24 protein-coding genes are annotated in these 25,585 nt (G+C 70.6%); 13 read left to right on the forward strand and 11 right to left on the reverse strand.

Translation table 11 applies throughout. The features are described 5' to 3' along the window. The first annotated feature begins 3 nt into the window (after positions 1–3). The 3 genes from ACFQ7F_RS11470 (at position 4) to ACFQ7F_RS11480 (ending at position 5,114) form a co-directional block, all read left to right on the forward strand. Complete coding sequence (locus tag ACFQ7F_RS11470; protein WP_383269314.1) at positions 4–1,902, forward strand: AMP-dependent synthetase/ligase; 1,899 nt, start codon at positions 4–6, stop codon at positions 1,900–1,902. A 98-nt stretch (positions 1,903–2,000) separates the two neighbouring features. Beyond that, positions 2,001–3,629 (forward strand): alpha/beta hydrolase, encoded by a 1,629-nt coding sequence (locus ACFQ7F_RS11475; RefSeq protein ID WP_383269315.1) that lies wholly within the window; start codon positions 2,001–2,003, stop codon positions 3,627–3,629. Between the two features lie 132 nt (positions 3,630–3,761). Beyond that, positions 3,762–5,114 (forward strand): FG-GAP repeat domain-containing protein, encoded by a 1,353-nt coding sequence (locus tag ACFQ7F_RS11480; RefSeq protein WP_383269317.1) that lies wholly within the window; start codon positions 3,762–3,764, stop codon positions 5,112–5,114. Between the two features lie 37 nt (positions 5,115–5,151). On the opposite strand, the gene ACFQ7F_RS11485 is transcribed toward ACFQ7F_RS11480, so the two are convergent. After that, positions 5,152–6,006, reverse strand: a complete 855-nt coding sequence (locus ACFQ7F_RS11485; protein ID WP_383269319.1) for a helix-turn-helix domain-containing protein — start codon at positions 6,004–6,006, stop codon at positions 5,152–5,154. Between the two features lie 168 nt (positions 6,007–6,174). Between ACFQ7F_RS11485 and ACFQ7F_RS11490 the strand changes: the two genes are divergently transcribed. Next, positions 6,175–7,584: an MFS transporter gene (locus tag ACFQ7F_RS11490; protein WP_383269321.1), complete on the forward strand. Its 1,410-nt coding sequence runs from the start codon at positions 6,175–6,177 to the stop codon at positions 7,582–7,584. Here the strand turns inward: ACFQ7F_RS11490 and ACFQ7F_RS11495 are convergent. Beyond that, positions 7,577–8,479 carry a LysR family transcriptional regulator gene (locus ACFQ7F_RS11495; RefSeq protein ID WP_383269323.1) on the reverse strand — a complete coding sequence of 301 codons (903 nt, stop codon included), beginning with the start codon at positions 8,477–8,479 and terminating at the stop codon, positions 7,577–7,579. The two genes, ACFQ7F_RS11490 and ACFQ7F_RS11495, sit on opposite strands and share 8 nt — an antisense overlap. 98 nt (positions 8,480–8,577) lie before the next feature. On the opposite strand from ACFQ7F_RS11495, the gene ACFQ7F_RS11500 reads away from it, so the two are divergent. Beyond that, on the forward strand, positions 8,578–9,321 hold the full coding sequence (locus ACFQ7F_RS11500) for an SDR family oxidoreductase (protein WP_383269325.1): 744 nt from the start codon (positions 8,578–8,580) through the stop codon (positions 9,319–9,321). Positions 9,322–9,407: 86 nt separating this feature from the next. On the opposite strand, the gene ACFQ7F_RS11505 is transcribed toward ACFQ7F_RS11500, so the two are convergent. Then, positions 9,408–10,016: a TetR/AcrR family transcriptional regulator gene (locus ACFQ7F_RS11505; RefSeq protein WP_383269326.1), complete on the reverse strand. Its 609-nt coding sequence runs from the start codon at positions 10,014–10,016 to the stop codon at positions 9,408–9,410. 100 nt (positions 10,017–10,116) lie between these two features. Between ACFQ7F_RS11505 and ACFQ7F_RS11510 the strand changes: the two genes are divergently transcribed. Beyond that, positions 10,117–10,866, forward strand: coding sequence for an SDR family NAD(P)-dependent oxidoreductase (locus ACFQ7F_RS11510; RefSeq protein ID WP_383269378.1), 750 nt, complete (start codon positions 10,117–10,119; stop codon positions 10,864–10,866). Positions 10,867–11,025: 159 nt separating this feature from the next. After that, the gene (locus ACFQ7F_RS11515; RefSeq protein ID WP_383269328.1) at positions 11,026–11,697 is read left to right on the forward strand and encodes a hypothetical protein; all 672 of its coding nucleotides are present in this window, start codon (positions 11,026–11,028) and stop codon (positions 11,695–11,697) included. 17 nt (positions 11,698–11,714) lie between these two features. Here the strand turns inward: ACFQ7F_RS11515 and ACFQ7F_RS11520 are convergent, their stop codons facing one another. Together ACFQ7F_RS11520 and ACFQ7F_RS11525 are read right to left on the reverse strand one after the other, a co-directional pair. Next, positions 11,715–11,957 carry a DUF397 domain-containing protein gene (locus tag ACFQ7F_RS11520; RefSeq protein ID WP_383269330.1) on the reverse strand — a complete coding sequence of 81 codons (243 nt, stop codon included), beginning with the start codon at positions 11,955–11,957 and terminating at the stop codon, positions 11,715–11,717. Then, a complete protein-coding gene (locus ACFQ7F_RS11525; RefSeq protein WP_383269332.1) occupies positions 11,954–12,820 on the reverse strand; it encodes a Scr1 family TA system antitoxin-like transcriptional regulator in 867 nt (288 codons plus the stop codon). The genes ACFQ7F_RS11520 and ACFQ7F_RS11525 overlap by 4 nt, the downstream gene beginning before the upstream one ends. A gap of 127 nt (positions 12,821–12,947) precedes the next feature. On the opposite strand from ACFQ7F_RS11525, the gene ACFQ7F_RS11530 reads away from it, so the two are divergent. Further along, positions 12,948–13,379, forward strand: coding sequence for an ATP-binding protein (locus ACFQ7F_RS11530; protein ID WP_383269334.1), 432 nt, complete (start codon positions 12,948–12,950; stop codon positions 13,377–13,379). Positions 13,380–13,431: 52 nt separating this feature from the next. Further along, positions 13,432–14,307 carry a GyrI-like domain-containing protein gene (locus tag ACFQ7F_RS11535; RefSeq protein WP_383269336.1) on the forward strand — a complete coding sequence of 292 codons (876 nt, stop codon included), beginning with the start codon at positions 13,432–13,434 and terminating at the stop codon, positions 14,305–14,307. A 65-nt stretch (positions 14,308–14,372) separates the two neighbouring features. Here ACFQ7F_RS11535 and ACFQ7F_RS11540 read toward each other — a convergent pair whose 3' ends face one another. The 3 genes from ACFQ7F_RS11540 to ACFQ7F_RS11550 form a co-directional block, all read right to left on the reverse strand. Then, entirely contained in the window at positions 14,373–14,708 is a 336-nt protein-coding gene (locus ACFQ7F_RS11540) for a dsRBD fold-containing protein (RefSeq protein ID WP_383269338.1), read from the reverse strand. Between the two features lie 132 nt (positions 14,709–14,840). Then, on the reverse strand, positions 14,841–15,998 hold the full coding sequence (locus ACFQ7F_RS11545; protein WP_383269339.1) for a lipase family protein: 1,158 nt from the start codon (positions 15,996–15,998) through the stop codon (positions 14,841–14,843). 107 nt (positions 15,999–16,105) lie between these two features. Next, complete coding sequence (locus tag ACFQ7F_RS11550; RefSeq protein WP_383269341.1) at positions 16,106–17,140, reverse strand: AraC family transcriptional regulator; 1,035 nt, start codon at positions 17,138–17,140, stop codon at positions 16,106–16,108. Positions 17,141–17,314: 174 nt separating this feature from the next. On the opposite strand from ACFQ7F_RS11550, the gene ACFQ7F_RS11555 reads away from it, so the two are divergent. Further along, entirely contained in the window at positions 17,315–19,750 is a 2,436-nt protein-coding gene (locus ACFQ7F_RS11555) for an AMP-dependent synthetase/ligase (protein WP_383269343.1), read from the forward strand. On the opposite strand, the gene ACFQ7F_RS11560 is transcribed toward ACFQ7F_RS11555, so the two are convergent. Both ACFQ7F_RS11560 and ACFQ7F_RS11565 read right to left on the reverse strand, forming a co-directional pair. Continuing rightward, the gene (locus ACFQ7F_RS11560) at positions 19,716–20,030 is read right to left on the reverse strand and encodes an AzlD domain-containing protein (protein ID WP_383269345.1); all 315 of its coding nucleotides are present in this window, start codon (positions 20,028–20,030) and stop codon (positions 19,716–19,718) included. The genes ACFQ7F_RS11555 and ACFQ7F_RS11560 overlap by 35 nt on opposite strands. Further along, positions 20,027–20,803 (reverse strand): AzlC family ABC transporter permease, encoded by a 777-nt coding sequence (locus ACFQ7F_RS11565; RefSeq protein WP_383269347.1) that lies wholly within the window; start codon positions 20,801–20,803, stop codon positions 20,027–20,029. The genes ACFQ7F_RS11560 and ACFQ7F_RS11565 overlap by 4 nt, the downstream gene beginning before the upstream one ends. 101 nt (positions 20,804–20,904) lie before the next feature. Between ACFQ7F_RS11565 and ACFQ7F_RS11570 the strand changes: the two genes are divergently transcribed. Beyond that, positions 20,905–21,531, forward strand: a complete 627-nt coding sequence (locus tag ACFQ7F_RS11570; RefSeq protein WP_383269348.1) for a helix-turn-helix domain-containing protein — start codon at positions 20,905–20,907, stop codon at positions 21,529–21,531. A gap of 109 nt (positions 21,532–21,640) precedes the next feature. On the opposite strand, the gene ACFQ7F_RS11575 is transcribed toward ACFQ7F_RS11570, so the two are convergent. Beyond that, a complete protein-coding gene (locus ACFQ7F_RS11575; protein ID WP_383269350.1) occupies positions 21,641–22,588 on the reverse strand; it encodes a MurR/RpiR family transcriptional regulator in 948 nt (315 codons plus the stop codon). Between the two features lie 121 nt (positions 22,589–22,709). Here ACFQ7F_RS11575 and ACFQ7F_RS11580 point away from each other — a divergent pair, with 121 nt between their 5' ends. Together ACFQ7F_RS11580 and ACFQ7F_RS11585 are read left to right on the forward strand one after the other, a co-directional pair. Continuing rightward, complete coding sequence (locus ACFQ7F_RS11580; protein WP_383269351.1) at positions 22,710–23,909, forward strand: C45 family autoproteolytic acyltransferase/hydolase; 1,200 nt, start codon at positions 22,710–22,712, stop codon at positions 23,907–23,909. Continuing rightward, complete coding sequence (locus ACFQ7F_RS11585; RefSeq protein WP_383269353.1) at positions 23,906–25,573, forward strand: ABC transporter substrate-binding protein; 1,668 nt, start codon at positions 23,906–23,908, stop codon at positions 25,571–25,573. The genes ACFQ7F_RS11580 and ACFQ7F_RS11585 overlap by 4 nt, the downstream gene beginning before the upstream one ends. Positions 25,574–25,585: the final 12 nt, after the last annotated feature.

Genomic DNA, 25,585 nt, shown 5'->3' on the forward strand with positions numbered 1-25,585 from the left:
CCCATGCCCCCCGTCACCCCGCAACCCGTCCTCGTAGAGCCCCACCTGCGTTACCTCGACGGCGTCGTACGCGAAGTCTCCGTGCCGCCGTTCGCCGCCGCCGTCCGCAGCGGGTCCCTCGCGGACATCCCCTTCGACAACGCCCGCGAGGCCCCCGCCGAAGCCGTGCTCTCCCGCAAGGGCGATGACGGGCGGTGGCGGGACGTATCGGCCGCGGCGTTCGCCGAGGAAGTCCTCGCCGTCGCCAAGGGGTTGATCGCCGAGGGGCTCACCCCGGGGGACCGGCTCGCGATCATGGCGCGTACGACGTACGAATGGACGCTGCTCGACTTCGCGGCCTGGGCGGCCGGGCTCGTCACCGTGCCCGTCTATCCGACCTCATCCGCCTATCAGACCCGGTGGATACTCCAGGACTCCGGCGCCGTCGCCCTCGCCGTCGAGACCGTCGCGCTCGCCGCGTCGCTCGGGCCCGAGCGGGACCGGATGCCCGACCTGGAGCATCTGTGGTCCTTCGAGAAGGGGGACGTGCGCAGGCTCGCCGAGCTGGGGCGGCGGGGCGATGTCTCCGACGCCGAAGTCGAGGGGCGGCGGGGGGAGTTGCGGCCGAGTTCCGTCGCCACGCTCATCTACACCTCCGGCACCACCGGCAGGCCCAAGGGCTGCGTCCTGACCCACGGCAACTTCTTCGCCGAGGTCGACAACGCGATCGAACTCCTCCACCCCGTCTTCAAGTCCGTCAGCAAGGAGCCCGCGTCCACGCTGCTCTTCCTGCCGCTCTCGCATGTCTTCGGGCGCATGGTCGCCGTCGGCTGTCTGCGCGCGCGGGTGCGGCTCGGGCACGCGCCCAGCATTCAGACCGAGGATCTGCTCGGTGATCTGGCGGGCTTCAGGCCCACCTTCCTGCTGGCCATCCCGTACGTTCTGGAGAAGGTCTTCAACACGGGGCGCGCCACCGCCGAGAAGATGGGCCGCGCCTCGTCCTTCGACCGCGCGGCCCGTTTCGCCGTCCGCTACGGCGAGGCGGTCGAGGCGCGGCAGCACGGCACGGGGCCCGGTCCGACGTTCGGGCTGCGGATGGCCCGCGCGCTGTACGACCCGCTCGTCTACCGGCGGATCCGGGCGGCCCTCGGCGGCAAGGTGCGGTACGCGATCTGCGGCGGTTCGCCGCTCGGGCGCCGCCTCTCCGCGTTCTACGCGGGGGCGGGCATCGAGATCTTCGAGGGGTACGGCCTGACCGAGACCACGGCCGCGGCGACCGCGACCCCACCGCTGAAGCCACGGCTCGGCACGGTCGGCTGGCCGCTGCCCGGCACGCGGGTGCGGATCGCGGACGACGGCGAGGTGCTGCTCGCCGGGGGACAGGTCTTCGGCGGGTACTGGGACGGGCAGGCGCGGAGTGTGGTGCCCGAGCAGGGGGAGTGGTTCGCGACGGGGGACCTCGGTGCCCTCGACGCCGACGGGTACCTGTCCATCACCGGCCGTAAGAAGGACATCCTCATCACCTCCGGCGGCAAGAACGTGGCGCCCGCCCCGCTGGAGGACTGGCTGCGCGCCCACCCGCTGGTCGGCCAGTGCATGGTCGTCGGCGACGGCCGTTCCTACATCACCGCCCTGCTCACGCTGGAGGCGGACGGCATCGCGCACTGGTGTCGTATGAAGAAGAAGGTGCACATGGGTCCCGGTCTCCTGGACGACGCCGAGCTGCGCGAGACCCTGCAGCGCGCCGTCGACGAGGCCAACAAGCTCGTGTCGCGGTCCGAGTCCATCCGCCGGTTCGCCGTCCTCTCGGTGGATTTCACGGAGGAGAGCGGCCATCTGACCCCGTCCCTGAAGCTGAAGCGGGACGCCATCGAGCGGGACTTCGCGGAGGAGATCGAGGGTCTTTACGGGCACGGAAGGTAACCGATGTCACTGGCTGTCACCTGAACGGGCGGGGCCGCTGTCCCGCGCTTAGGGTGATCGAGGGGCAGACCCGACCCTGGGAATCCTGGGAGGTTGCCGTGCGCAGAGCTGGTGCGCTCGCCGGCGTGACCACGCTGGCCGTCATGGGGACAGGGGTATGGCTGCCGGGCGCGAGCGCGGCGGCTTCTCCTTCCCTCTCGCGTTCACCTTCATCTTCATCGACAACTTCACCCTCACTCTCACCTTCACCTTCGCCTTCGCCCGATCTTTCGCGCTTCTACACGCAGAAGATCAAGTGGGCTGCTTGCGAAGGAGATGGGGCAGGCCTCCTCGAATCCGATTCGGACGCCACCCCTGTCCCCAAGGACAAGAGCATCCAGTGCGGCAAGATCACTGTTCCTCTCGACTACAAGAAACCGAGGGGCGACACGGTCAAGGTGGCCATGGTCCGCATCAAGTCCAGTGGCGAACCCCGGGGTTCGCTCCTGCTGAACTTCGGAGGGCCCGGCGGCGCCGGGGTCTCCGGGCTGCTCAGTGCGCAGAAGGAGTTCGAGTATCTCGGCAAGGGATACGACCTGGTCTCCTTCGACCCCCGCGGCGTGGGCGAGAGTTCGCCCGTGAGCTGCGGCGACGCCGGTGCCGACGAGCAGGGGATGGAGGGTGACCCCGACGACCCCGGCGCCGTACTCGACCGGATGCGCAAGATCTCCGAGGAGTGCAAGAAGAAGTCCGGGCCCGTCCTTCCGTACGTCGGCACCGTCAACGTCTCCCGCGACATGGACGTCATGCGTGAGGTGCTCGGCGACAAGAAGCTCAACTATCTGGGCTTCTCGTACGGGACGCGGCTCGGCGCCGTGTACACCGCCCAGTTCCCGAAGAAGGTCGGGCGGATGGTCCTCGACGGCGTGGACACGCTGACCGAGGACGTCGCCGAGCAGGCCCTGGTCAGCGCGGAGGGTCGGCAGACCGCCCTCGACAACTTCACCAAGTGGTGTACGCACAACGCGGGTTGTGTGCTCGGAACCGACTCGCGCGCGGCGCGTGAAAGCATGACCGAGCTGATCAAGGGGCTCGACTCGTATCCGCTCCAGTCGTCGGACGGCGCGGAGTTCACCGGCCAGGACGTCGTGGACGTACTCGGCCAGGCGCTCTACAGCAGGCAGTCCTGGCCCGCCCTCTCGCAGGCGCTCGGCGCGCTCCTCGCGGACGGGGATCCGAGGGCCTTGCTGCGGATGGGCGGCTCACTGGCCCAACAGGGTCCGCGCGCTCCGGAGGACGTTCCCGCCGACAACATGGCCGCCGCGCTCATGGCCGTGAACTGCGCGGACGATCCGGACCGGCCCGACGAGGGCAGCATCGAGAAGGAAGTCGCCAAGCTCCAGGAGGAGTTCGATTCGACGTCCGCCATCTTCGGCAAGTCGATGCTGATGCCGGTGCTCTTCTGCTTCGGGCGGCCCGCCGGTACGGACTACATCCGCGACGACGTACGCGACGTGAAGAGCCCCGACTTCCTGCTCGTCGGCACCCGGGGCGACCCGGCCACGCCGTACCGCTGGACCGAGGAGACCGCGAAGAGGCTCGGCTCTTCGGCCGTCGTCCTGGACAACAAGGGTGACGGGCACACCGGTTACTCCGGGTCGAAGTGCGTGCGGGAGAAGGTGGACGGGTTCCTGCTGTACGGCGAGATGCCGCCGAACGGGAGTTCCTGCGGGCCGGATGAGGACTAGGCCCTTAGGGCCCTAGAGCCCTGGAGCCCGTATCGAGGGTCTCCGAAGTGCGCGGGTCCGTCGTGCATCACCCCCGTAACAAAAGGTTCCGCTTCCTTGTGCGGGCCGCGTCCACGCCCGTGAACTGGGCTGATGCACTTTCCGACAGCAGGCGGTCCGTTCTTCCGGCACCTGCGCGTGTGGCACGCCGTGCTGGCCTCCCTCATAGCGGTGGCGGTGGTGGCGTACCTCGTCCTTCGCCCTTCCGACGACGTGCGCTCGGTGCCCGACAGCGCCTGCCGACCGGCCGATGCGGCGCGCGAGGACCCGCCCGCGACTCCCGACCTCGACGGGGACGGCTCCGTCGATCTGACGTACGAGAGCCCCGACACGGAGTCCGACTTCGACGTGATCGTCGTGCCCGGCTCCGAGCAGGGTCCGGACGACGACCGCACGACCGTCCTCACCCGCGACGACCTCGGTGTGCCCGATGACATCCAGTCGATCGACGACTCGTGGCGGCCCACGGTCGCCGACCTGGACGGGGACGGCCATGCCGACCTCATCGTCAGCGGCGCCGCCCAGGTGTTGTGGGGAGGCCCCAAGGGTCCGCAGGCCGGCGGACCGCAGGGGCGCGTCCCATTGCCGGGCAGCGGATACGGCAGCACCGCGCCGATCGCCGGCGACTTCGACGGCGACGGCCACACCGACCTCGCGGTCTACAGGTCCTCCCTCGAGGACGGGGAACTGATCGTCCTCGAGGGACCGTTCAAGCGCTCCGGCGCCCCCGCCCGGACCGTGGAGATTCCCAGCCCGGTCCACGAGGCCGGGGACCCCGTGCTGGTCGCCGGGGACGCGAACGACGACCGTGCCACCGATCTCGCGCTCTACGGCTCCCCGTGGGATCCGCCCCTGCTGCTCACCGGCGGCGCCCGTACCGTCGGCGGTCTGAGCAAGGAGCCCGAGCGGCTGCCGGAGGGCGAGAACATCGTCTTCGGCGACTTCGACGGTGACGGGCGGCAGGACATCGCCGTGGGCCGCAGCTTCGTCAACGACTACGACGACGTCGACACACCCCACCGGCGCGGCCAGGTCAGCGTCCGTTACGGGAAGGCGCCGGGGGAGTGGGTCACCATGGAAGGCGGCGACTTCAAGGAGGGCTTCGGCACCAGGCTCGCCGCCGGAGACTTCAACGGCGACGGCTGCGACGACCTCGCCGTACAGCTCACCAAGAAGAAGGAGACCGGGGACGCGCGGATCGAGGTGCTGCGGGGCGGCTCCGAGCACGGGCTCGGGTCGAAGCCCTGGCGCGCCACCAAGCGCTCCGAGCCGGATGGCGACAGCGGCTTCTCCGGCGACGGCTCGATCTTCGATGTCCGCGACTGGGACGGCGACGGCCGCGCGGAACTGACCCTTTTCGGCGGGAGCAGGTGGTGGATCACCGACGGCACGGACCGCGACGAGGCATCCTTCCCGGACCTCCCCAGCAATTACGAGGATTCGTAGGCAAGCTGGGCCACCGGCCGCTGTCGGCCGGTGGCGGCTAGCGGGCGGCGCGGGAGGCCGGGTCGAGGCGCAGCATCGCTTCCTCGTCCGTGGTGCCCGGTTCGGCCTGGTAGACCACGAGCCGCTGGCCGTCCGTCCTCGCCAGCTTCATCAACTCGTACGTCAACGTCATCGCGCCGACCTTCGGATGGTCGAAGGACTTGATGCCGCCGCCGCGCTCGCTGACGTCGTAGCGCTCCCAGAGGCGGGCGAAGTCCGGTGATTTGAGCAGGAGTTCGCCGACAAGGGCAGCGAGGCGGGGGGAGTCCACGTCGGCGCCGGCGACCGCGCGCAGGTGCGCGACGGACTTGGCGACGGTCTCCTCCCAGGGCTGGTAGAGCACGCGCCCCACGGGGTGCAGGAACAGATAGCGCGTGACGTTGCGCTGCTCGGCGGGCCAGTCCCACAGGCCCGGCATGAGGCGGCGCCCGGCCGGGTTCGCGGCCAGCATGTAGCTGTAGCGGCTGACCACGTACGCGGGAAGCGGGCTCAGGTTGTCCAGCATGCGCTGGACGCTCGGGCGGACCGTGTCCCCGGCGGTGGGGTGCGGCTCCGTGAGGCGGCCGGAGGCCAGCTCGGCCAGCTCGTGCAGGCGTTCGTGGGCGTCGCCGTAGAGACGCAGGGCGCGGGCAAGGGCGTCGATGACCGAGGGGGAGGGGTTCGTCTCGCGGCCCCGCTCCATACGCGTGTAGTAGTCGACGCTGACTCCGGCGAGGGTGGCGAGTTCCTCGCGGCGCAGGCCGGGGGTGCGGCGCAGGCCGGTCCCTGCCGGGAGGCCCGCGTCGGCGGGGCTGATCTGCGCGCGCCTGGCCCGGAGGTACCGGCCCAGCTCTGTTCCCTCTGGTGCTGCCATTGCCCCATTGTCCCCGGCGGCGGGCCGCTGTGGGGGGCCGTGTCAGGGCCAGGAACGCTGCGGTCTGCCTGGGCGGCGGGCCTGGGCGGAGTCTTGTCCTGCCGCCGGGCCGAACGAGCCTTTCCCGCCCACCCGCCCGTTTTCCCCGCATCACAGGAGATCCCTCCCATGCCGCCCACCGTCGTCACCTCCGCCCCCACCTCCGCCCCCGTCTCCCTCAGCACCGCACCCCCCACCCTCGCTCTCCTCGCCTCGCTCCTCGGCTTCACCGTCATCACCGTCGACGTGTCCGCCGTGAACATCGCGCTGCCCGCCATCCGCACCTCCCTGCACGGCGGCATGGCGGGCCTGCAGTGGGTCGTGGACGCGTACACGCTGATGTTCGCCGCCCTCATGCTCTCCGCGGGGGCGCTCGCGGACCGGGCAGGTGCGCGGCGCGCCTACGCCTGGGGCGTCGGACTCTTCACCCTCGCCTCGCTCGCCTGCGCCCTCGCCCCCGGCATCGGCGCGCTCATCGCCGCCCGCGTGGCACAGGGCGGGGCCGCGGCCATCGTCATGCCCGCCTCGCTCGCGCTGATCCGGCAGGCGTACGACGACCCGCGCCGCCGAGCACGCGCCATCGCGATGTGGACGGTGGGCGGCTCCGTCGCCATGGCCGCGGGTCCCGTACTCGGCGGCGTACTCACCGAGGGGGCGGGCTGGCGTGCCGTCTTCCTCCTCAACCTGCCCATCGGCGCCGTGATCCTCGCCGTCCTGGCCCGCACGGCCCCGTCCCCCCGCCGCCCCGCGCCCATCGACCTCGCAGGTCAGGCCACCGCCGTACTCACCCTCGCGGGCCTCGCGTTCGCCGTCATCGAGGGCGGGCACCTGGGGTGGACGAGCGCGCCGGTGCTCGGCGCCGCCGCCCTCGCCGTCGTGGCGGGCCTCGGCTTCTACGCCGCCGAGAAGCGGCACCGCGCGCCCATGGTCCCGCTCCCCCTGCTGCGCGAGCGCAAGGTCAGCGTCTCCCTCGCCATCGGCTTCGCCGTCAACGCGGGCTTCTACGGGATCGTCTTCCTGCTCGGTCTCTACTTCCAGCAGCTGCGCGGGATGTCGGCGATCGCGGCGGGCCTGATGTTCGTGCCGCTGGCCGTGATCATCACGTCGACGAACCTCGTCTCGCCGCGCATGGCGGAGCGGATCGGCCGCCGCAGGGTCATCGTGGCCGGGCAGGCGGTACTCGCCCTCGCCATGTTCGTGCTCCTGCCCCTCGCCGCCGACACCCCGCTCTGGCTGGTGCTCGTCCTGCTCATCCCGACCGGCATGGGCGGCGCGTTCGCGGTCCCCGCGCTGACGGCCCTCCTGATGGACGCCGTCCCCGCCCACCGTGCGGGCACGGCATCCGGCCTGCTCAACGCGCTGCGTCAGACGGGCGGCGCGATGGCGGTGGCGCTGTTCGGCGCGCTCCTCGCGGCGGACAGCGGCGGTACGGGCTTCTCGCTCCCCGGGATGCGAGCGGCGCTCCTCACGGTGGGCCTGCTGCTGTGCGCGACGACGGCACTGGCGGCATGGCTGCTCCCGAGGGACGGCGTCAGCTGATCGGCAGCGTGCTGTTCTCCTGTCGGGAGGCTGTGCCGAGCAATGTACGTGCGACGTCTTCCAGGGATCCGAGCAGCGGGTTCAGGTCGCCGGCGCGCGTGACGAGCACGAGCTCGCAGGGATCGATGTCGATGACGGGCACCAGGGCGATGTCCTCGCGCACAGCAGCGCGTCGATCGGCGGCAGGGAAGATGGCGACACAGTGGCCGGTGGCGATGAGTTCCAGCTTGTCCTCGTAGTTGTCGTCGATCGCGGGCGGGGGCGGTGCCGGGCGGTCGTCGACCGGCTTGGGCGTGCTCCAGACAACCGGAGTGCTGACGCAGGCCACCAGTTCCTCGTCCGACAGAGCCCGCAGGCTGACGGCTTTCTCGTTCGCCAGGTGATGACTCGTCGATGTGACGAGTACCCGCGATTCCTGATGGAGCTTGGTCACCCGGAGGCCGTCCGTGGGGAAGGGCAGGGGCCTGTACACAACGAGGGCGTCGACCCGCCCCTCGGCGAGGGCGCGCGTGTCCCGCCAGTCGAGGTGCCGGGTGCGGACCTGGCCGTCGGGGTGCCGGCGGCGCAGTTCCTGCACGCAGGCGGTGATGACCAGTCCTTCGGCGCAGCCGATGGTGACGGTACGGGGCTGGACGGCGGCTCTGGCCGTGCGAGCGGCTTGCTCGGCCTCGTGGAGCAGTATCCGGGCCCTGGGAAGGAATGCCTGACCGGCATCGGTGAGGCTGCTGCCCTGCGGCGAGCGGTCGAAGAGCCGGACACCGAGCTGTGCCTCAAGTCGCTGGATCTGGCGGCTCAGCGACGGCTGTGCCAGGTGCAGCTTGGTGGCGGCCCGGCCGAAGTTGCCGAACTCCGCCACGACTGTGAAATAGCGCACGAGCCGGAGATCGACGTCCATTCGCCCAGGGTACGTCGCGTGTCGTCATACGCCTGGGGCATGACGGCATACGGAACAGGTCTTGGACAGGGTGTGCGGGTAGATATTGGCTTGAGGGCATGACCACTTATGACGGCAAGAAGATCGTGATCACGGGCGGAAGCAGCGGTATTGGCCTCACTACGGCCCGGTTGTTCGCGGACGGTGGGGCGCACGTACTGATCACCGGCCGCACCCGATCCACTCTGGACGCCGCGCTTGAGCAGCTGGGGGACAAGGCGGTCGGCGTCCGCAGCGACGCCGCGTCCCTGAAGGACATCAAGGCGCTGGCCGGCACGGTCCAGGAGCGGTTGGGTGCGGTGGACGCGCTGTTCGTCAACGCCGGCGTCACCGACTCCGCGCCGTTCGAGTCGACGACGGAGGAGATGTACGACACGCTGTTCGACATCAACACCAAGGGCCCGTACTTCACGGTGCAGGCGTTGGCGCCGCTGTTGCGCGAGGGAAGCGGCGTGGTCCTCACCACGTCGGTGGTGAACGTCCTGGGTCTTGACGGGCTCAGTATCTACTCGGCGAGCAAGGCAGCCCTGCGGTCGATGACGCGCACCCTGGCCCGCGAGCTGCTGCCGCGCAAGATACGCGTCAATGCCGTGAGCCCCGGCCCGATCGACTCGGGCATCCTGGACCGCTCCTTGCCCGCCGACGTCATCGAGACGATAAAGGACACCTACCGGAGCACCATCCCGATGCAGCGGCTGGGGACGTCCGAGGAAGTGGCCGCCGCGGTGGCGTACTTGGCGTTCGGTGCGACCTTCTCGACGGGAACGGAGTTCCCTGTCGACGGAGGGGCGTCGCAGCTCTAGGCCGTTTGCGCAAGTCGCGTCGTCGCCCGAAGGGCAGGCGGGACTTTGAAGACAGGCCCTATAGGGGCCCAGGGCCTAGGGGCAGGCTAGGCGGGTGGCCAGCTTCGCAGGGCCATGGCGGCCACCTGCTGGAGCTCGTCGCGGGTCGCGCCACCCGCGGCTTGGACGGCGATGCCGTTCGCCACGGTCATGAGGTAGCGGGCGAGCAGTCCGGGATCGGTCCCGATGGGCAGGTCGCCTTCGTCGACGGCTCGCCGGAACCGGTCGCCGAGGAGGGCGATGGCCTCGTCGCGCCAGGCGGTGAGGGTGTCGCGGGCGTTGCGCCCGGGGTCGCCGACGGCGAGGGCGCTCTGGACGCCGAAGCATCCGGTGGGGCAGTCGGGGCGGGTGGTTGCCCGGACGGAGCCGCCCAGGAACGCGGTGGCCACCTGTTGGGCGGTCGGTTCTTGCAGGGCCCGGGCCGCGTACGCGCCGGGGCCTTCGGCGTAGCGCTCCAGAGCCTTGCGGAACAGCTCGTCCTTGTTGCCGAAGGCCGCGTACATGCTGGTGCGGGTGATGCCCATGGCGTTGGTCAGGTCAGTGATTCCCGCGCCTTCGAAGCCGTGCTCCCAGAAGACCCGCATGGCACGTTCGAGGGCCTCGTCGGCGTCGAAGCCTCTGGGCCGCCCGATCGGCGCCTTCCGCTGGATCTCCATGAGGCCAACCATACCCTTCTGTACCGATCGGTGCGGAAGGTGCTACGGTCTCTTTCTGTACCGATCGGTACCGAACTTTGTGGAGGTCATTCGCATGGGCATCGGACAGCTCGAAGGCAAGACCGCCGTCGTCACCGGCGGCGGGACCGGGATCGGCCTGGCCACCGCAGTACGGCTGGCAGCCGATGGCGCGCACGTGTTCATCACCGGCCGGCGCAAGACCGAGCTGGACGTGGCTGTCGAGACGATCGGCTCGGCGAGTGCCACCGCGGTGGCGGGTGACATCTCGAACCTGGCCGACCTGGACCGGCTCTACGACGCGGTCCGCGCTCGGGGCCGGGGCCTGGACGTCGTCTTCGCGAACGCGGCGAGCGCCTCGTTCGCGACCCTGGAGCAGGTCACAGAGGAGCACTTCGACCAGACCTTCGACGTCAACGTGCGGGGCACGCTGTTCACCGTTCAGAAGGCGCTCCCCCTGCTCAACGACGGCGCATCCGTGATCCTGAACGCCTCCACCACCGCCGACAACGGCACGAAGGCGTTCGGCACGTACGCGGCATCCAAGGCCGCGGTCCGGTCCTACGCGCGGACCTGGGCCAACGAACTCGCCCCACGCGGCATCCGGGTCAACGCCATCTCGCCGGGCCCGATCGACACCCCCGGCATCACGGCCGTCTTCGGCGAGGAGAACGCGGACGACGCCAGGGTGAACCTCGCCGCGGGTCTGGCGATCGGCCGGATGGGCCGCCCGGAGGAAGTCGCCGCCCTGGTGGCGTTCCTGGCCTCAAGCGAGAGCAGCTTCATCCTGGGATCCAACCTGTACGTGGACGGCGGCGAGAACCAGGTCTGACCCCGGCCCCGCTCCATGGGGTGGGTGAGCGGGTTGCAGGAAAGTCCCATCCAGGAGGGCGAAATGCCCTTTTTCGGTGGGACTTTTCTGCATCGCCCCCCAGATACCCCCGGCCGGAATCCCCTTGGGTCGCCGTCGTCGCGCCGATAGCGTTCCCGTATGCGCCGACAAGCCGAACAAGACCCCGACACCCCAGGCCCCGTCACCGCCGACGACCTCGACCAAGCGGTCCAACTGGCCCTCACCACCCTCCGCGAGGCGCCGCCGACGGCGTGGGAGGGAAAGGCGGGAACGCTGGAGTGGGACTGCTGGGAGACGGTGGAACACCTCGCCGACGACCTCTTCGCGTACGCGGCCCAACTCGGCCCGCGCCAACCGCCCTTGGACGGCGAGGTGCCATTCATCTGGGAGCCGCGCAGGCCCGGCGGCCCGGCGAACGCCATCCACGCGAACCGCTCGGCGGGCCCCGCCGGACTGCTCCAGGTCCTGGAGGCGAGCGGCGCGATGCTGATCGCCATGGTGCGCACGGCACCGGCGACGATCCGCGCCCACCACTCCTTCGGCGCCTCGGACCCGGAGGGCTTCGCGGCGATGGGGATCGTGGAGACGCTGGTCCACACGTACGACTTGGCCGAGGGCCTTGGGCTGGAGTGGACCCCGCCCGCCGACGTGTGCGCCCGCGTCCTCTACCGCCTGTTCCCGGACGCTCCGCCGGAGTCGGACGAGGAGCCGTGGCCGACGCTGCTCTGGGCCACCGGGCGCGGGGAGTTGCCGGGGTCGGGGCGGCCCCGGCTCACGTCATGGCGGTGGCACGGGGAGCCTCGGGGCTGAGGCCCGGCCCTTAGGTATTAGGCAGAGGCGTGGGTGATGAAGCTCACCCAAGCGGCTGCGCTGACGGCGAAGTTGGGGCCGTCGGGGTTCTTGGAGTCGCGTACGTGGATGGCGTGGGGGCAGGGGGATACCTCTACGCATTCGCCGCCCTCGCCACTGCTGTGGCTGGACTTGCGCCAGGCGTAGGCAACTTCGAGGCACGAGCCGCCCTCGCCGCCGCTGTGGCTGGACTTGAACCAGTTGAGCTGCTCGGTGTTCATCGTGCTCCCAGCATCTTCTCGATGAGGACCAGTGACTCCCTGACGTTGAGAGCCTGCGATCGAAGAATGTTATAGCGGGCTGCAATCAGCCTGACCTCTTCGACGTCCGTGATCAGCCGCGGGTATCCCTGGACTTCTGTGTAAGCCACCTGCTGTCGCGACTTGCTTGTCAGCAGTGTGAACACGCCGTCCACATTGGGGTGCTCCTCGCGATCGGTAGGCATCACCTGGAGCTCAATGGTGCGATGCCGTCCCGCGCGAAGAAGCTGCTTTAGCTGACCCTCATGAATGGAGTGCCCGCCGATCGGCCGTTGGAGCGCGGCCTCTTCCACGATGAAGCTGCACACGGGTGCGGGCCAGCGTTCGAAGATCTGCTGTCGAGCGAGACGATCGGCCACCCGCTTCTCGATGGTCTCCGGGTCCAGGAACGGGCGTCGCTGAGAGAAGATTGCCCGTGCGTAGTCTGCGGTTTGCAGCAGCCCGTGGACGACCTGGTTGCTGTAGTCGTGCAGCTCAATAGCCTCGGCTTCCAGGCTGGCGTACTTCCGATACCACTCCGGGTGCCGGGTACGAGCCTTCACCTGTGCCTCTCGTACGTCATCCACAGCCGCCGCCAGGACACCTAGGCCGTCGAGCAACTCATCTGCTTTCAGCAGGAACTCAGGCTGCGGAGTCCGAACTCCCCGCTCCATTGCCGAGACCAGCGCCTCCCCGCAGTGGACGGCAGCCCCGAACTCCTTCTGGCTCAACCCGGCCCGCTCGCGCAGCACCTTGATCTGTTTGCCCAGAGCCCGAAAGAGATGCGCCGTACCGTCCGCCTCCGAGGGCCGTTCCGGCCTTGCCTCGTGATCTGCGTTCGTCATACCCCGTACCGCCCTTACATGGTCACGGTCGACGTCTCATACGCCCAACTGACCGCACTCATACAGCTACGCGGAGTATTGGCGCTGTCCCTGGTCAGCGTAGAGCGCAACGACCACGCTCAGTGACATGGAATCCCAAATCTCCACCCCCCAAATGCGGTTCGCGCAGCGCCTCAGTCCTACCCGGAGAGGCGCTCGCCTCGCCCGCAGGCTGGTCGCCCACCAGCTGGACCTCTGGGGAATCCCGCACGGCAGCGACCTCTCCGACGCGGCGGCGCACATCACGGCGGAGCTGGCTGCCAACGCCGTCACGCACGGCCACGTACCCGGAAGGGACTTCGAGCTCCGCCTCGTCTACGCGGAGTCGGCGCGCACGCTGCGTATCGAGGTGTCGGACGCGCGGGGCGACCGTGTCCCGGAACTCCGCCCGCCGGACCCCGAGGCGGAGACGGGCCGGGGGCTTCGTCTCGTCGAGGCGACCGCCGCGACGTGGGGCGTCACGGAGCGCCGGATCGGCAAGACGGTCTGGGCCGAGCTGCTCACCCTGGCTCCGTGCTGATTTCCTGGCGTGAGGGAGTGAACGTGAGGGAGTGAGAGGGAAGGGGGCCGGGGTGCTTGAGCGGTTGAACCAGGCCATGGAGCACATCGAGGGGCGTCTCGATCAGCGGATCGACGTGGCTGAGCTTGCGCGGACGGCGCTGACGTCGGAGTACCACTTCCGGCGGCTGTTCTCCGGGTTGGCGGGGATCCCGCTGTCGGAGTACATCCGGCGCAGGCGGCTGACCGTCGCGGGTGCCGAGGTGCTCGGCGGCGAGCGGACGCTGCTGGAGATCGGCGTGCGTTACGGCTACTCCTCGGGCGAGGCGTTCGCGCGGGCGTTCCGTGGCATGCACGGGGTCGGGCCCGGCGAGGCCAGGCGGGGCGGCGCGACGCTTCAGTCCCAGCCTCGGATGTCCTTTCGGCTCATCGTCGAGGGGAGCAGCAGCATGACGTACAAGGTCGTCGAGAAGGACGCGTTCCGTGTCGTCGGCAGGAAGGCGCGGGTTCCGCTCGTCCACGAGGGCGCGAACCCGCACATCGCCGAGTTCATCCGGGGGATCGGTCGGGAGACGCTGCGGCGCATCGAGAGTCTCTCGGAAGACCAGGAGCCGGAGGGGATCATCTCGGTGAGCGACCAGTTGCACGAGAGCCGTGCCGAGGGGACCGAACTCGACTACTACCACGGGGTGGTGACCAGCGCGGACGTGCCTGATGACATGGTCGTGCTGCCGGTCGTGGCGGGGGCCTGGGCCGTCTTCGAGAGCGCGGGGCCGTTTCCGCTGACGCTTCAGTACCTGTGGCGGGACGTGTTCACGCAGTGGTTCCCGTCGAATCCGTACCAGAGCAGGCCGGGGCCCGAGATCCTGCGGGTCCGTCTCTCCGATGACGGGGCGCGGGCGGACTCGGAGTTGTGGATTCCGGTGGAGCGGGCGGTGGCAGCCGTCTGAGCGGTGACCGCGACCTCGCCTCACCTCACCTCACCTCACCTCGCCTCGCCTCGCCTCGCCTCGCCTCACCTCAGCGCGTGCAATGACCTGCCCGAGCCTTCGTCGCCCTCGCCGAGTCCGTCGAGCTCGTCGCGCGCCTTCATCAGCAGCTGCATCGCCACCTCGTTCAGCGCCCGCGCCGCCGCGATCTCCTCGCCGATCCTCGGCAGCAACGAGTCGGACGGGTGGCGGCTCGCGTGCCCGTGGGCTCGCACCTCGCTCCCGTCGGGGAGACGTACGAGGGCGGCCACTCGGGTGCGGCGGGCGCCCTCCTCGCACTTCAGCTCCACGTGCCAGGCCTCAGCGGTCCCATCGGTCCTATCGGTCCTATCGGTCCCAGTGATCCCAGCGGACTCGCTCATCACCCTCACCTCCGGAGCTGCCGTCTCCTGCCGATTCCAGCTGGATCCGGCTGCTTCCAGGGTGCCCCTGCCCGCCTGCCGGGTCCAGCGGACGGCAGGCGAGCAAGCGGGTGGTCAACATCCGTACAGCGACTAGCAGTTGCCCCTCGCCGGTTTGCCCGCGAAGCGGTCCGCCAGCCAGTTCGCCGCCAGTGGTGACTGCGTGATCACCCCGGAGACGTGCTCGCCCAGCGGAACCGTGTGCCACTCCACGTTCGCTCCCTCGGCGCACCAGTCCTTGCGGACCTGCTTGCCCACGCCGTACGGGATCAGCTCATCGGTGATGACGTGGTACTGGTACACCGGCGCGTCCGGAGCCCGCGTGCCGATCGTCGACTCGCGCAGGCGCTGCTGCCAGTCCGGCTGGTCGAGGGGGTTCTTGACCGTCATGTCGGTGATCTTCTTGAAGGAGCCGAGCACCGCGCCGTCCGCCACGCAGCTGTTGCGCAGGGCGCCGATCAGCTTCTTGCCCGCCGGGTTGAGGTACGACTCCAGGTTCAGTTCGGGGAAGGCCGCGTTCTGGCCGATCGCCGCCATGAAGACCAGGCCGGAGCCGTACGAGCCGTCGTTGAAGTCCGCCACCTTCATCAGGTCGCCCGGGATACCGCCGGTCGCCGTGCCCTTCACCTTCAGGTCGGGGGCGTACGAACCGTGCAGCTCGGCCGCCGACGCTGCTGCCTGGCCGCCCTGCGAGTAGCCCATGATGCCGACCGGCGTGTCCTCGCCGAGCCCCGCATCCGGGAGGCGGATCGCGGCGCGGGCGGCGTCGAGCATGGCCTGCCCCTCGGCCTTGCCGACGGTGTAGGTGTGGTCGCCGGGGGTGCCGAGACCCTCGTAGTCGGTCACCGCCACCGCCCAGCCGCGCAGGGTGAGTTGCTGGATGAGGTTGGCTTCGAGGGTGGTGCCTTTGGGGAAGCCCGCGCTCGGGGCGCAGTGGTCGCCCATGCCGATCGTTCCGACCGCGTAGGTGATGAGGGGGCGGGGGCCCTTCCTGCCGTCCTGCGGCACGATGACCGTGCCGGAGACGGTGTTCGGTTCGCCCTTCGCCGTCGTCGAGCGGTAGTTGATCTTCCAGGCCTTGGTGTTGGTGGGCTGGCCAGGCAAGGGGTGGAAGCTGCTCGGTGCGGAGTTGACGACGTCTCCGGGGGCAGTGGCTTCCGGCGGTGCGGCCTGCGCCGTCATCGGGGTGACGACCGACAGGCCGAGCGCGGCCACCACGGCCAGGGCTCTTGCGCTGGTACGTACGTGCATGCGGCTCTCCCAACTGTCCTCAAGGCGGTCCTCAGGGACTCGGTGGCTGGGGTGTGCAGGCGACGACCGTAGTGACTGGTGAGTAAGTTCGGCGCTGGCGGGAGCGCTCAGCTTTGTTGACCCCGGTTCTCCCGGCTCTCTCGGTTCTCATAGCGGTACGCGCCCGGCGTCGTCCCCGTCCACCGCCGGAACGCCCGGTGGAACGCGGTGTCCTCGGAGAACCCGAGCCGCGCGGCGAGCTCGGCGATCGGCTCCGCCCCCTCGGCGAGCCCCGCTATCGCCGCGTCGCGCCGCACGGCGTCCTTCAACTGCTGGTAGGAGGTGGCCTCCTGGGCGAGGCGTCGTCGCAGCGTCGCGGGGCTCACCGCGAGGCGGGCGGCGATCTCGCCGAGCGATGGCAGGCGGGGGGAGGTCCGCAGGGCGCGGGCGAGCGCGCGGCGCACCTGCTCGGCGACCGTCGTCCCGTACTCGCGCCGTGAGAGGAGGTCGAACGGGGCGCGGTGGAGCATTCTCTCCAGCGCCGCCTCGTCCCGGATCAGCGGGGCCGACAGCCAGTGCTCGTCGAACCCGGCCCCGGTGCGCGGCGCGCCGAAGCGGACCGGGCAGCCGAAGAGGAGGCCGTACTCGTCCTTGTGCGGGGGCGGCGGATGTCCGAACTCGGCCCAGTGGAGCGGGATGCGGCGCCCGATGAGCCAGCTGCACAGCCGGTGCCAGATGATGACGAGACACTCGGCGAGGAAGTAGTCGTGTTCGAGGTCGTTGCGTACGGCGAAGACGGCGCTGCCGGTGTCGCGGTGCTCAAGGGTGAGGTCGGGGCCGCCGGGGAACAGCCCGTAGAAGGTGACGCCCCGCTCCAGTGCGGCGCCGAGATCGCGGCAGCCGATGGACGCGTGGCACATCATCGCGAAGGTGCCGGGCCTGCTGACCGCCGAGCCCAGGCCGAGGAACTCGTCGCCGGTCGCGCGGTACAGCTCCCGGAAGAGGCGGGCGAACTGCACCTCGGTGATGCGGGCCCGGTCGTCGCCGAGGAGGAGCGGGGGGATCTGGGCGGTGCGGAGCAGCGGGACGGTGTCGATACCGTGGCGTTCGGCGCCGTGCAGCATGGCGCGGACGTGGTGAACGGTGATGGTCCGGCTGGGCATGGGGTGACCTTCCCCAGTCCGGCACCTTCTCGAACTCGGCGCCCGCTCCTCACTTCGGGCGCTCCTCACTTCGGGCGCCCCGCTGCTTCGCGTGCCCCGCTGAGCTCACCGGCCAACCCCGCTGACGCTTCCCGTCATCCCGTGAAGGGCCGCACTGTCCCTAGCGTCGTAGGCATGCAGCCGACGGAGCGCCCCGAGACCCTGGCCGTCCTCACCGAGTGGGCGGCCGAACGCCACGGCAAGCTGCCCGCCCTCCGCTTCAAGTCCGGGGAGGGGGCGTCGGGTGGAGGGGCGTGGGAGGAAGTCTCGTACGAGCAACTGCGCGACCGCGTAAGGGACGTCGGCCAGGAGCTGCTCGCTCTCGGCGTCCGCCCGGACGACCGCGTGGCGATCCTCGCCGAGACCCGCCCCGAGTGGACCTACGCCCACTTCGCCGTCTTCGCGGCAGGCGCGGTGGTCGTTCCCGTGTATCCGACGGCGGGTGACGAGGAGGTCGAGTGGGTCATCGGTGACTCCGACACCTCGGTGGTGATCTGTGAGAACGCCACGCAGGCGGCAAAGATCGAGCGCCTGCGGCCCGGCCTGCCCGGCGTGCGACACGTACTGCTCATGACGGACCGCGAGCTGGGCGCGGATGGCGAGGAGGGTACCGAGCACGTGCAGGGCGCGGGAGGCGAGCGGCGCGGCGGTGGCGGGCCGCGCGCCGATGGCGGCCAGGGCGGCGATGGCGGGCAGGGCGCGGGAGGCGGGCCGCGCGCCGATGGCGTGCAGGGCGCGGGAGGCGAGCCGCGCACCGATGGCGAGCTGCGCACCGATGGCGAGCCGCGCGCCGGTGGCGGGCAGGGCGGCGGTGGCGGGCAGGGCGCCGGTGGCGAGGCGTGCGCCGATGGCGTGCAGGGCGGCGATTGCGGGCCGCGCACCGATGGCGGGCAGGGTGGCGACGGCGGGCAGGGCGCGGGAGGCGGGCCGCGCGCCGATGGCGGGCCGCGCGCCGGTGGCGGGCAGGGCGGCGGTGGCGAGGCGTGCGCCGATGGCGTGCAGGGCGGCGATTGCGGGCCGCGCGCCGATGGCGGGCCGCGCGGCGATCGCCAGCAGGCCGCCGCACGCGAGCCGCACACTGACGGCGAACAGGGCAACGGCCCCTATCAGCGCACCGGCCCCGATCAGCCCGCCGGACCGGTATCGCCGGACGCCCTGCTGGCCCGCGCTGACGCCCGCGCCCCCGCCGACCAGCCGGACCTCCTGCTGGCCCGCACCGGTGCCCGCGCCCCCGCCGACCAGCCGGACGCCCTGTTGGCCCGCGCCGGCGCCCGCACCCCCGCCGACCTGGCCACCATCATCTACACCTCCGGCACCACCGGCCTGCCCAAGGGCTGCCTGCTCACCCACGGCAACCTCGGCGCCGTCCAGTCCGCCACGCTCCCCCTGATCCAGGGCGGCCCCGGCGACTCCACGTACCTCTATCTCCCGCTCGCCCATCTTCTCGCCCAGCTCATCGAGTTCACGACCCTCATCGAGGGCGGCGAACTCTGCTTCTTCGGCGGGAAGATCGAGAACGTCGTCGCCGAGCTGGCCGAGGCACGACCCACGCATCTGCCGTCCGTGCCGCGCTTGTTCGAGAAGGTGTACTCCGTGGTTCTCTCCCTCGCGGAGGCCCAGGACGGGGGGCGTGAACGCTTCGAGGATGCGGTACGCATCGGGGTCCTCGCGGCGGACGGCGTGCTGCCGCCCGAGCTCCGGGAGGCGTACGAGGCTGCCGACAAGGCCCTCTACGGCCTGGTCCGGCAGGCACTCGGAGGCCGGGTGAGGTGGGCGCTGTCCGGCGGCGCCCCGATCGCGCCGCACGTCATCGACTTCTTGCGGGCCTGCGGGATCGCGGTCTACGAGGGGTACGGGATGACCGAGTCGGCCGGGGTCATCAGCCTCAACCATCCGGGGGCGGTGCGGTACGGCACGGTCGGCAGGCCCGTCGAGGGGTGCGAAGTCCGTATCGCCGATGACGGAGAGGTCCTCGCCCGGGGCGAGATGGTCTTTCCCGGCTACCACGCGGACCCTGCCTCCACCCGCGATGCACTGGACGGCGACGGCTGGCTGCACACCGGCGATCTGGGTGCCGTCGATGCCGACGGCTATCTCAGCATCACCGGCCGCAAGAAGGACCTGATCATCACCTCCGGCGGCAAGAACCTCACCCCGTCCCTCAGCGAACTGGCCGTACAGCGCTCGCGGTTCGTGTCCCGGGCGGTGATGGTGGGCGACAAGCGTCCTTACCCCGTGGCCCTGATCACGCTGGACGCGGAGGAGATCAGCGGCTGGGCGGAGAGGGAGGGCGAGGAGCTGACCTGGTCGACCCTCTCGCGGGACCCCCGCGTCCGCGCCCTCGTCCAGGAGGCGGTGGACGCGGCCAACGCGACGGTCTCGCGCCCGGCCGCCATCCGCGATTTCGCCGTCCTCGACGAGGACTTCACGGTGGAGGGCGGGCTGCTCACGCCGAGCCTGAAGGTGCGCAGGCGGGCGGTGGCGGAGCGGTACGCGGGGGTGATCGAGGGACTGTACGAGAAGGGCGGCTTGCGGGCTACGACACTCCCGCAAGACGCAACAGCGCCGTAGTGGCCGCCGCGCCGACCACGACCACGGCGAAGGGCGCCTTCCGCCAGGCGAGCACCCCGCCGGCCAGGACGCCGATGGGCCGCGCCCACCCGGCGAAGCCGTGCCCCTCGGTGAGCGCGCCGGTGGAGAGCAGCGCGACCAGGAGGACGGTGGCTCCGACGGTCAGCAATTCCTGGACGCGGGGCGGCAGTTCGACGCGCCCGTGCAGCAGGGGTCCTGCGAGACGGAAGGCGTACGTTCCCGCGGCGAGGACGAGGATGCAGGCGAGGTAGGCGTTCACGAGTCACTCCTCCGGGAGGCGGGGTGTGCGGGGCGTGTGGGGCGTGCGGGGCTGCCCGGTCCGCGCCGGGCGGCGAGCAGGCCGAGCAGGGCGAGGAGTACGGGCACGCCCGCAGGCAGTACGGGCGCGGCGACAACGGCGATCACGGCACCGACGGCCGCGGCCCGCCGCGTCATGCTGTCGGCGCGCAGGGCGGGCAGGACCAGGGCGAGGAGCACCGCGGGGAACGCGGCGTCGAGCCCGAAGCGGTCGGTGTCGCCGATGGCGGACCCGGCGAGCGCGCCCCCGAGGACGCTGATGTTCCATACGGCGAACAGGCCGAGCCCGGATATCCAGAACGCGGCCTTGCGCTGCTTCTGGTCGGGCTGAGCGAGGACGAAGGCCGCCGTCTCGTCGGTGATCAGATGCGCGCCCAGGAACCGTGCGGCCCAGGACCGGCCCAGGCTGTCGGCGACGGCGAGGCTGAATGCCGCCGTGCGGGAGTTGAGCAGCAGGCCGGTCGCCGCAGCGGCCACCGGACCGCCGCCCGCGGCGAGGATCCCGACCGCGCTGAACTGGGCGGAGCCCGCGTACACGAGCAGCGACATCAGGACCGGCACCCAGACGGGCAGTCCGCCCGCGACGGCGATCGCACCGAAGGAGACACCGACGACGGCGTCGGCGAGCCAGACGAGGGCGATGTCGCGCAGGACACCGCGGGGAAGGTGGGAGAGTCGGACGAATCCATCGTTCGTTCGCTCTGGTGGGCTGTCTGTTCGGTCTGACGAACGCATACGTCGTAGGATGGGTGGAGTGGACCACGTTCGTCAAGCCGAACGAGTTGTCCGCTGTAGCGAACGAATGGCGGCCGGTGAGAGGCGAGGGAGCACGGGACATGGTGCGGGGCAGGGCGAATGAGGGGTCGGGTACGGGCGTCGACGAGGGGGCACCCCCCACCCCCCGCACGCCCCCCTCCCGCCTCCCCCGTGAATGGGTTGCCGCTGCTCTGCGGCGGGAGCGGGCCAAGGCGGGGATCTCGCTTTCCGAGTTGGCCAAGCGGGCCGGGATCGCGAAGTCGACGCTCTCCCAGTTGGAGGCGGCCACCGGTAACCCGGGGATCGAGACGCTGTGGGCGCTCGCCGTGGCGCTCGGGGTGCCCTTCAGTGTTCTCGTGGAGTCACCGGCCCCCGCCGTGACGGTGATCCGGGCGGGGGAGGGGCCGACCATGCACGCCGAACACGCCTCGTACGCCGGGACGTTGCTCTCGGCGGGCCCCTCCGGCGTCCGGCGCGACATCTATCACGCGGCGCTGGAGCCGGGCTCCGTGCGAGAGTCCGAGCCGCACATCCCGGGGTCCATGGAGCATCTGGTCGTCTCCACGGGGCGGCTGCTCGTGGGGCCGCGCGACGCGACGGTGGAGCTGGCCGCCGGTGACTACGTGTCGTTCCGGGGAGATGTCCCGCATCTCTATGAGGCGCTGGAGCGGGGCACGACTTTCGTGCTGGTGATGCAGCACAGCTAGGCGCCTCGCCCGGCTACGCCGGGATGCGCCGGGCTGCACCAGGATGCGCCGAGCGTCTGCTGCGGGTGCGTCGTGGCTTGTCGCGCAGTTCCCCCCGCCCCTCCGGGCGCTACCCCTTCCGCGCCCTAGGGGCCAGCAACTGCTCTCGCAGCGCCGTCAGTTGATGTGAAGTCTCCACCGCCCGTCCCTCGTCCAGCGTCGCAAGCGCAAGCAGCAGCGCGTCCGCCACCACCAGCGCGGTCAGCGCCTCCGTCGTGATGCCGGTCGGCGTGTGCGGTGCCGTCAGGACCGCGTCCACCCGTGGCCCGTACAGCTCCGCCAGTTCGTCCGTGACCAGGACCACCCGCGCCCCCACCGCCCGCGCCCGCTCTATCAGGACCGTCAGTTCGGTCAGGGCGCGCCCGGGCTGGAAGATCACCACCGCGTCGCCCTGCCGCACGGCGAGCAGACGGTCGGCGAGGGCGAACCCGGTGTCGCCGAAGTAGCGGGCCCGGCGGCCGATCCTGCCGAGGGCCAACGCCAAGTGACGTGCGGCCAGTTCGGACGCCGCGATGCCGTAGCAGTGGATCTCCGGGGCCTCGGCGAGGAACCCCACCGCGTCCCGCAGCGCCTCGCCCGGCGTCAGGCGCCGCGCGTGCTCGATGCGCTCCTGGGCCTCGTCGAAGACCTCGCCCCAGATGTCGTCCAGGTCCCTGCCCACATGCGCGATGCGCTGCTGGAGCCGTACCTCGGGCGGCACCGCCGACGTGAAGTCCGACGCCAGCTCCCGCTTGAGCGCGGGCAGGCCCGCGTAACCGAGGCGCTGCATGGCGCGGACCACCGTCGCGTTGCTGGTGCCGCTCGCCGTGCCCAGCTCCTGGGCGCTGGCGAAGAGCAGCGACTCGGCGGGGGCGCTGACCACGTACTGGGCGACGGCACGCTCGGACGTCGAGAGCGTCTCCCACTGGTCGCGCACCGCGGCCCGCAGCCGCGCGAGCCCCGCCCCACCGCCGGTGGCACCGGACCCCGTCGGTCCCGACGCGTCCGACGCCCCCGTCTGATCCTCTGAAATTTCCATTACAGCTATTGACTCTCGTGTGATGGCCGTTACTCTCCTGGGCAACGCATTCCAGAAGGAGAGCTTCCCGTAATCGACGTTACAGCACGGTCACCGGAAGCTCTCCGTCGCGAGGAGAAGAATGGCACCCCGCACCGCCCCCGACGCCCCCGCAGCCCCCGAACGCTCCCTTCCGCTCGTCGAGATATCCGGTACCCCCGTCGAGCGCGGCCACCAGTACGGCGAAGCCGTCCGCCCCCAGCTGCGCGCCGCCCTCGCCTATTACGAGGAGGCGTTCGGCCAGTCGTCCGGCCTGACCTGGGACCAGGTCACCAACCGCGCCGCCCGCTGGCTGGAGCCCGTCCGCGACTACGCGCCCCACCTCGTCGACGAGATGCAGGGCATAGCCGACGGCGCCGGGGTCGGCCTCCTCGACGTACTCGCGCTCAACGCACGCGGCGAAGTCATCTACGACCGCTCGTTCGCGACCATGGAAGCCGAGAAGGCCACGGAGATGAAGGAGGAGGAGGCCGCCGACGGCTGCACCTCCTTCGCCGCCTACGGAGAGGCCAGCGGCGACGGCCACGTCTGGGCCGGGCAGAACTGGGACTGGCGGGCCGGGGTCGCCGACACCGTCGTCATGCTGCGCATCGTCCAGCCCCCGCACCCGACCCTGATCATGCAGGTCGAGGCGGGCCAGATCGGGCGCCAGGGCGCCAACTCGGCGGGCATCGCGCTCAACGCGAACGGCCTTGGCGGGCGCTTCAACGACGCGATCGGCCTCCCGCAGACCGTCGTACGCCGCAGTGTCCTTGACCAGCACGCCATCACCGACGCCCTGGACGTGCTCTGCCGCACCCGCGCGCACATCGCCTCCAACGCCCTCCTTACCTGCCGCGAGGGCTTCGCCGTCGACCTGGAGACGACGCCCGCCGGGCACGGCTGGATGTACCCCACGGACGGGCTCCTCGTGCACGGCAACCACTACCAGGCGGGCGTCCCTGCCGCTATCGCCGCCAACTACCGCCCCATGTCGTCGGACTCGCTCGTCCGCGTCCCGCGCGCCGAGCAAGGGCTGAAGGCCCTGCGCTCCTCCACCGGCGCCGACGAGTCGCGCAAGCTCATCAAGCAGGCCATGTCCGACCACCTCGGCCACCCCGAGTCGCTCTGCACCCACCCCGACCCGCGGCAGCCCGAGGTCAAGCACTGGGCCACGCTCGTCTCCTCCTGCGTGGACCTGACCAGCGGCGATTACCACGTCACCGCGGGCACCCCCTGCGACCGCGACTACCAGCACATGCCCTGGAACCTCTACGACGGCCCGTACGGAGACGACAGATGACGACGACCACCCCCAGGATCTTGAAGCGGCCGGTGGTCGCCGGCCTGGCCGCGGTCACGCTCCTCACCGCCGCCGCCGGATGCAGCGGCGCCGACACCGCCGCCACCGGCGGCAAGCCCGCCGACGCCGCGAAGCTGAAGCTGAGCGCGACGACCGCCCCCGCCAAGGGCGCCCTGGACAAGGCGAACTGGCTCCTTGAGGACGAGCCGGACTCGCTGGACCTCGACACCCAGGGAACGAGCGCGGGCCGCGTCGTCCTCACGAACGTCTGCGAGCGGCTCTACCAGCTCCAGCCGGACATGACGACGAAGCCCTTCCTCGCCGAGAAGGCCCACGCACCCGACGGCAAGACCCTCGTCCTGACCGTCCGGGACGGCGTCACCTTCCACGACGGGTCGAAGCTGACCGCCGACGACGTGCTGTGGTCGCTGAAGCGGCACGCCGATCCGGACATGGAACAGGCCGACGAGTTCGTCAACGTCAAGTCCATGAAGAAGACCGGCGACCGCGAGATCACCATCCGCTTCAAGTCTCCCGACGCGCTCTTCACGAAGGCACTCGCCGGTGACGCGGGCATCGTCTGGAACAAGAAGCAAGTGACCGGATCGGGAGAGGACTTCGGCACGCCGGGGCAGGGCGACGCGTGCAGCGGCCCGTACGAGCTGAAGAGCTGGAAGTCCGGCGACTCGATCACCATCGAGGCGTACGACGGCTACTGGGGCAAGAAGCCGCTGACCCGGCAGGTCGTCTTCCGCTGGGCCTCGGACAGCGCGCTTGTCAATGCCCTGAAGACGGGCGCGGCCGACGGGACGTACGCGGAATCCCCGAACACCGCATCCGCCCTGCGCACCAGCAAGGGGCTCGACGAGCACTACGGCCCGTCCACGGCGTCGCTCGTGCTCATCCCGACGGCCCGCGGCGGCCTGAAGGACCCGCAGATCCGGCGGGCGCTGTCCCTCGCGATCGACCGGACGGGCATCGCCAAGTCGGGATACGGCGGACTCGTCCAGCCGTGGGCCACACCCGTCGGCTCGGGCGCCTGGGGCTATGAGAAGGACAAGTTCGAGGCGGCCCAGGAGGAGCTGTCCGCGTCCGCGCCCGACACTCCGACCGCCGACGACCTGGCGAAGGCCAAGGAACTTGTGAAGGAGGCGGGGGCGCCGACCGACCCCATCGTGATCGGCACGGACAGCAGCCAGGGACGGACGGTCGTCGCGAACGCGGTGCGCTCCGCGCTCCAGCGGATCGGCCTCAAGGGACAGATCAAGACCGTTCCCACGGCCCAGTTCGAGGAGTTCTACAGCGATCCCACCGCGCGGGCCGACATCGATCTGCTGGTCGGCGACTGGTACATCTCCAAGGCCGACCCCATGGGCTTCTACGACAACGGCCTCTCCGACTCCTCCAACAACTGGGTCGGCTTCAAGGACGCGGCGTACGACAAGAAGGTCCGGCAGGCGCTGAGCACCCTCGACGACGCGAAGCGGGCCGAGCTGGCGATCGACGTACAGAAGCGGTTCGTGGACGCGGGGGTCTGGATCCCCGTCGCGCAGGTCCCGACGGCCCTGGTCATCAGCGGAAAGCTGACGGGCCCGCCCGCGTCGCAGGCCTACCTCTACTACCCGTGGGCGGCCGACCTTGGCCTCAAGACGAAGAAGGGCTAGGTGAGACGGACC

It is taken from the genome of Streptomyces sp. NPDC056486 (assembly GCF_042795295.1).
GTDB lineage: Bacteria > Actinomycetota > Actinomycetes > Streptomycetales > Streptomycetaceae > Streptomyces.

Bases quoted from the DNA above. Each gene is read 5' to 3' on its own strand.
- ACFQ7F_RS11525 (WP_383269332.1), bottom strand. From the start codon at position 12,820: ATGACGAACGCAGATCACGAGGCAAGGCCGGAACGGCCCTCGGAGGCG.
- ACFQ7F_RS11490 (WP_383269321.1), top strand. From the start codon at position 6,175: ATGCCGCCCACCGTCGTCACCTCCGCCCCCACCTCCGCCCCCGTCTCC.
- ACFQ7F_RS11565 (WP_383269347.1), bottom strand. From the start codon at position 20,803: ATGCGTTCGTCAGACCGAACAGACAGCCCACCAGAGCGAACGAACGAT.
- ACFQ7F_RS11500 (WP_383269325.1), top strand. From the start codon at position 8,578: ATGACCACTTATGACGGCAAGAAGATCGTGATCACGGGCGGAAGCAGC.
- ACFQ7F_RS11555 (WP_383269343.1), top strand. From the start codon at position 17,315: ATGCAGCCGACGGAGCGCCCCGAGACCCTGGCCGTCCTCACCGAGTGG.
- ACFQ7F_RS11545 (WP_383269339.1), bottom strand. From the start codon at position 15,998: ATGCACGTACGTACCAGCGCAAGAGCCCTGGCCGTGGTGGCCGCGCTC.
- ACFQ7F_RS11505 (WP_383269326.1), bottom strand. From the start codon at position 10,016: ATGGAGATCCAGCGGAAGGCGCCGATCGGGCGGCCCAGAGGCTTCGAC.
- ACFQ7F_RS11480 (WP_383269317.1), top strand. From the start codon at position 3,762: ATGCACTTTCCGACAGCAGGCGGTCCGTTCTTCCGGCACCTGCGCGTG.
- ACFQ7F_RS11515 (WP_383269328.1), top strand. From the start codon at position 11,026: ATGCGCCGACAAGCCGAACAAGACCCCGACACCCCAGGCCCCGTCACC.
- ACFQ7F_RS11485 (WP_383269319.1), bottom strand. From the start codon at position 6,006: ATGGCAGCACCAGAGGGAACAGAGCTGGGCCGGTACCTCCGGGCCAGG.
- ACFQ7F_RS11570 (WP_383269348.1), top strand. From the start codon at position 20,905: ATGGTGCGGGGCAGGGCGAATGAGGGGTCGGGTACGGGCGTCGACGAG.
- ACFQ7F_RS11585 (WP_383269353.1), top strand. From the start codon at position 23,906: ATGACGACGACCACCCCCAGGATCTTGAAGCGGCCGGTGGTCGCCGGC.
- ACFQ7F_RS11580 (WP_383269351.1), top strand. From the start codon at position 22,710: ATGGCACCCCGCACCGCCCCCGACGCCCCCGCAGCCCCCGAACGCTCC.
- ACFQ7F_RS11530 (WP_383269334.1), top strand. From the start codon at position 12,948: ATGGAATCCCAAATCTCCACCCCCCAAATGCGGTTCGCGCAGCGCCTC.
- ACFQ7F_RS11470 (WP_383269314.1), top strand. From the start codon at position 4: ATGCCCCCCGTCACCCCGCAACCCGTCCTCGTAGAGCCCCACCTGCGT.
- ACFQ7F_RS11575 (WP_383269350.1), bottom strand. From the start codon at position 22,588: ATGGAAATTTCAGAGGATCAGACGGGGGCGTCGGACGCGTCGGGACCG.
- ACFQ7F_RS11495 (WP_383269323.1), bottom strand. From the start codon at position 8,479: ATGGACGTCGATCTCCGGCTCGTGCGCTATTTCACAGTCGTGGCGGAG.
- ACFQ7F_RS11540 (WP_383269338.1), bottom strand. From the start codon at position 14,708: ATGAGCGAGTCCGCTGGGATCACTGGGACCGATAGGACCGATAGGACC.
- ACFQ7F_RS11550 (WP_383269341.1), bottom strand. From the start codon at position 17,140: ATGCCCAGCCGGACCATCACCGTTCACCACGTCCGCGCCATGCTGCAC.
- ACFQ7F_RS11520 (WP_383269330.1), bottom strand. From the start codon at position 11,957: ATGAACACCGAGCAGCTCAACTGGTTCAAGTCCAGCCACAGCGGCGGC.